At 62.4% G+C, this 229-nt stretch carries 1 protein-coding gene; it reads left to right on the top strand.

Going from position 1 to position 229, the window contains the following annotated elements; genetic code table 11:
- Positions 1-69: 69 nt before the first annotated feature.
- Positions 70-229, top strand: a 160-nt coding sequence (locus VC352_RS25170) for an enoyl-CoA hydratase-related protein (protein WP_322982192.1), incomplete at its 3' end; no start/stop codon positions are given.

The following is a 229-nucleotide window of genomic DNA, read 5'->3' as shown; positions in this document are numbered from 1 at the left end:
AGGTCGTCTGCCGATGGCGCTGCGGAGTGCCTGATGAGCTAGTACCTGTCTATCGCGCTTGACGACGGCATGTTGAACTTGCGCATGCAGCGCCCGGACAAGAAGAACGCGCTGACCCGCGCAATGTACGCCGGCATGGCCGAGGTGCTGGATGAGGCTGCGCGCGACTCAAGCGTGCGAGTGGTATTGCTGACCGGCGGCGAGCATTGCTTCACCAGTGGCAACGATG

The organism is Pseudomonas sp. C11, from assembly GCF_034683865.1.
Taxonomy (GTDB): Bacteria; Pseudomonadota; Gammaproteobacteria; order Pseudomonadales; family Pseudomonadaceae; genus Aquipseudomonas.
This window is presented reverse-complemented; position numbering and strand designations above follow the sequence as displayed.